The 5,102-nt window shown below is 45.3% G+C and carries 1 protein-coding gene and 1 pseudogene; both read left to right on the top strand.

Features of this window, described 5'->3' with window-relative positions:
• A pseudogene (locus A3763_RS08535) lies at nt 1-1,642 on the top strand (exodeoxyribonuclease V subunit gamma); the annotation flags it as partial.
• On the top strand, nt 1,639-5,102 hold a 3,464-nt coding region (gene recB, locus A3763_RS08540; protein ID WP_068759983.1), incomplete at its 3' end, for an exodeoxyribonuclease V subunit beta. The pseudogene A3763_RS08535 and the gene recB, both read left to right, overlap by 4 nt.

Below are 5,102 nucleotides of genomic sequence, written 5' to 3' on the forward strand. Positions count from 1 at the left end.
CGTTGCCCAGCAAGTGAAGCAAGTGTTGGAAGAAGAGCAGGTTTCGCAACGATTTCTTTCTGGCCGTATTAATTTTTGTACTCTGATGCCAATGCGCAGCGTACCGTTTTCATTAGTGTGTTTATTGGGTTTGAATGAAGGAAAGTATCCAAGGCCTGAAAACAAACCAAGCTTTGACTTAATGGCACGGTCTCCGGGGCGAGTTGGCGACCGCTCACGACGTGATGATGACCGCTACCTGTTTCTGGAGGCTTTGCTGAGTGCCAGGAATTATCTGTATATCAGCTATACGGGTCGCAATATTAGCGATAATTCTATTCGCTACCCCTCTGTACTAGTGAGTGAGCTACAGGATTATTGCCGCACGTATTTTAAAATAGAGAACGAAGCAGATGCCGATGTAGTGGAGTTGTGGACCAAGCAGCACCGCCTGCAAGCTTTTCACTCCGACTATTATTGTGAAAAAGTTTCTGAATCGCACAGTGAAAAAATACTAGACAAAAGCTACAACATGGACTGGATGACACTGTTTTCGCCAAAGCAGGAAGACCTTTCCAGAGGCTTGGAACTTGAGTCTAGAGAAGAGGATGAAACAAATGCCAATGTTCTGGAAATAGACGCGCCTCCATTACATCAGTTCGATATGTTTGCTGAGCCTCAAAGTGATCAACTCGTCGAAGACGATGAAACAGAAATACAGATCCAAAGTCTGTCTTTGGAAGAATTGCTTAGCGCCTTGTCTTCACCTCTTAAGTACTACTATCAGAAAATACTTGGTTTGAAGGTTAGCAAACTGCCAGATGATCTGGAAGAAAGTGAAGCCTTTGCATTGGACCGTTTGGATATCTATGCACTAAAGGGTGATATCTTAAGAACTGTCGTCAAGGACATGCATAAGGAAGTCGATTCTGACACGCTTACACAAGCGTGTTTTGATCAGTGGCGCTTATCAGGGAGGCTGCCAAAAGCACCTTTAGATGAAACTTACTTTGCTCAAGCGAAGGATGAACTTGTCGATTTATCTACCTATATTGAGCGAGCTTTAGCGAAAGAAGCGTCAACTTTGGTTATCGACTTCCAGCTTTCTGGTAAGCGCATAGTTGGTTCACTAGTCCTACTGGATAGCGCTGTTTGCGAGTTTAGTTTGAGCCGGAGTTCGCCAGCGTTGTTCTTTTCTAGCTGGGTAAAACATGTTGTGGTCAACTATCTATTTCACCATCAAGTTGCACCGGGTCACGAGACGGGACTTGAGCTAAAAACCGAGTCAAGGTTGATTAATGCAGAGCAAGTAACGATCTTTCCTGAATTGAGTGCTGCTGACGCAAAATCTTATATGGAGGGTTTGCTAGAGCTCTTTACGCTAACAGGGCAAGAAGCACTGCCATTCCTACCGAAGACTGCCTTTAGTTGGATATTTGAAGGCGAGTCAAAAGCGAGAAAAATATTTGAAGGTAACAAACAGGGCTACAACGCGCGTGAAGGTGAAATGGATGACCCTTATTGGCAGCGCTATTGCCTTTATACTGATCACGCCGAGGTTCGAGTTTTACCTGATATAGAGTCGCAGCGACTTGTTAAGCAAGTTGCTGCCTATAAAGAAGAGTTTATTTTCACCGACTTGCAAGGGGAGGTTCTAAAATGAAAACGCTAGACCTCTGTCAGTTCCCGCTTGATTCATTGTCACTAATTGAAGCGAGCGCAGGAACCGGGAAAACCTATGCGGTCGCCAATCTCTACTTACGTTATTTGCTAGAACAAAAGCTCGGGGTAGATGAAATTCTGGTAGTGACCTTTACCGAGGCAGCAACGCAAGAGCTTCGTGATCGAGTCCGTGCACGAATTCAGGAGCTTTCCCAGGTATTAAATGGTGAACCTAGTGACGATGAGGTGCTGAATTATTTGTACCAACAATCATCGGATATTGAGGCAGATAAACTTCGTTTAAGAATCGCAGAACGTCAAATAGACCAATCTGAAATCCATACAATTCATGGTTTCTGTCAGCAGCTTCTGGCGCGTCATGCATTAGATTTAAATGTCGCTTTTACGCAAAACCTGATGGAAGACACCAAGCCTCTGTTGCTGCGGGTCTGTGAGGATTACTGGCGCCAGGAAGTCTTTGCTCTACCACAAGAGTTGTTACTAGAGGTCTATAGTAACTGGGCGACGCCTGCAGAACTGATGTCGTCTCTTGAACCTTTGATTAATAGACGACCAGATGTATTCACACCAGCTGTACTTGAGGGTGGTCTTTCAGCCTGGGAGCAGCATTACCATGCCACAATTGATTGGTATCAAACACTTCGCTCACGAACCTTAGATAGCATCGATGAAGTACAGAAACTTGTCGCTGAATCAATGCTAAAAGGCGTGAACCATAAGAATAAATGGCTCACTTTGATTCGCGAATGGTGCGAAGCCGAGTTCACAAGTTTCGACTTTCCTAAAGCCAGTAAACGTAAGAATCTGTTTGAAGTCTTTACTCCAGGGTATTTAAGCCAAGACGTGAAGAAGGGTGGAGTGCCTCCAGAGCATGCCTACTTCAATTTTGTAGAAGCGCACCTGAGAAAACTTCCAGTTGGCTCACGCGAAGTGTTCTTGGTGCAAAGCTTCCAGGAGATCAGTAAACGGTTCAATGAAGAGAAAGAACGGCAACAAGCTGTCAGTTTTGATGACCTGATATTGAACGTAGCGAATGCTTTGTCTGACGAAGATACACGTAATATATTAATTAATACGGTGCGCGAGCGCTTTTCAGTAGCGTTGATTGATGAATTTCAAGATACCGATCGTGAGCAATACCATATCTTTTCGAGTATTTTCTCGTCAAGCATTGAGTCTCGCAAAGATGCCTCGATGGTGCTTATTGGTGACCCTAAGCAAGCAATCTATGCTTTTCGAGGCGGGGATATCGCCACCTACCTCAGAGCTAAGCAGGATATTGACAAACACCCGCGTGGCCACCAGTTCACAATGGATACCAATTGGCGTTCTTCGCCTGAGATGGTCACAGCAGTAAATCAGGTATTCCAGCGCGAATCGAATCCATTTATCGCAGAAGACATCCCTTTTAACGCTGTAAACGCGGCGAAGAGTACACCCGAGCACTTGCGTGGTCAGCCTGCGTTTTGCATCACTCAAGTAAGACCTGAAGGACGTGATATAAAAGCGATGACCTCCATACTTGCCGATCATTGCGTCCAACAAATTCTTGCATTGCTGACTGAAGGAAAGGCCGCTTACTCAGACATTGCCGTATTAGTTCGTTCAGGAAAAGAGGCCGAGCTAGTTAAGCAACGCCTTGCACGCTATGGCTTAAGTGCAAGCTACGAAGGCAAGAGCAATATTTACGATAGTGAAGAAGCGCAGGCCATTTATCGCTTGCTTGCAGCGATAGCAGAGCCGGGTGATGAGTATCTGCTAATGAGCTGTCTGTCTGAATTATTCTTTTGCATCGACGACGAACGCCTCTTGGATATTCGAAATAACGATAGTGTTTTGGAGTATTATCTTGAGCTGTTTAATGACTTGCATAAATGTTGGAATCGCCATGGAGTCTTAGCCGCGATACGTGACGCTATGAGTCGCTTGGGTGTCTATGCATCTTGGCACCAGGATGCCTCACAGTTCCAGGACTGGGAAAGACGCCTTAGTAATGTTAATCAGCTAGCGGAGTTATTACAAAGTCAGGCGCAAGTCACACGTGGTCACTTTGCGCTACTGCGTTGGTTTCGTCAGAATATTTCAGCGTCGGTACTGGCTGATGATGAGAGTCGTCTACGTCTTGAAAGTGATGAACAGCTAATTCGTATCGTCACGATTCACAAAAGTAAGGGCTTAGAGTATCCCTATGTCTTTCTACCGTTTGTATTCACAGGCCGTGGTGCTGATATGGCGTGGTTTTATGATCAGAGCGGCAAGTTAAACCTCGACTTACTCAAGCAAGAGTCAAATGTCAGTTTGGTGGACCGAGAGCGGCTGGCTGAAGATATCCGCTTATTATATGTCGCACTGACACGAGCAAAATATCAATGCTTCCTTGGTACCTACTTTTATAAAGGCGCGGGCGTACTTAGTTTGGGGGTAGCGAAAACTGCCTGGGCTTATCTGCTTGACCGTGAAGCAATACTTGAAGGTTTGGACGAGGATAACTACCGTTCGGCTTTAGAGGGTTTGGCTGCACAATCAAATGGTGTCATTCAATTTAACTTACTCGACGAAGATGATTTAAGCGAGAGCCTAAAGCAACATCGTTTTGCGCACTTTAAATCAGAACAGGGTCGTGACAAGGGTCGGCAAGAGGCGATTGCTTGTGAACTGCTAGATAGAGGGTTGAGTAGCCAATGGCGAGTTCAAAGCTTTACCGGGCTAATGCAGGAAAGCCATGCGCGTCAGCATATTACGACATCACCAGGCTCCAATAGTCGCACGCCGTCGAAAGAGCCCGTAGCGGAAAGCGAAGAGCGAGAGTTAAGCATTTTTGACTTTCCCCGAGGTAGTAAGGCGGGTACTTTTTTACATACCTTGTTTGAAAGTATTGAATTCGAAACGGCTCAGCCGCTCACCAAACTACGCTCAGATGGCCAGCCTCTGAGCCTACGAGACATGATTGCAGAAAAACTGTCATTAAGTCGCCTTGTTGATGAAGGCGCTTTGCCTTTTTGGTCTGCCTATTTAAGCGAGTGGTTAAAAAATATTCTAGATGCCAAGCTAAGCGACAACTTTTCCTTATCGCAATTGCCACTAAGTGACTTTCAAGCAGAAATGGAGTTTTACTTTAAAGTTCAGCGCTGCCAAATCGGGCGTATTAATGAATTGCTTCAGTCGTACGCGTCGACCGTTCCAACACTTGAGTTTGCTTCATTTGAAGGGCACTTAAAAGGCGCCATTGACTTGGTTTTCGTCAAAGAAGGGCAGTACTTTCTGCTAGATTACAAATCGAATTACCTAGGCGATCAACTTGAAGATTATACGCACGACAAACTTTCTGAAGCGATGCTTGATCACCGCTATGACTTACAGTACCTCATCTATAGTCTTGCCTTACATCGCTATCTAAAAGCACGCTTGGGAGCTGCTTATCGTTATGAACGAGATTTTGG

This window comes from Oleiphilus sp. HI0128 (assembly GCF_001635365.1).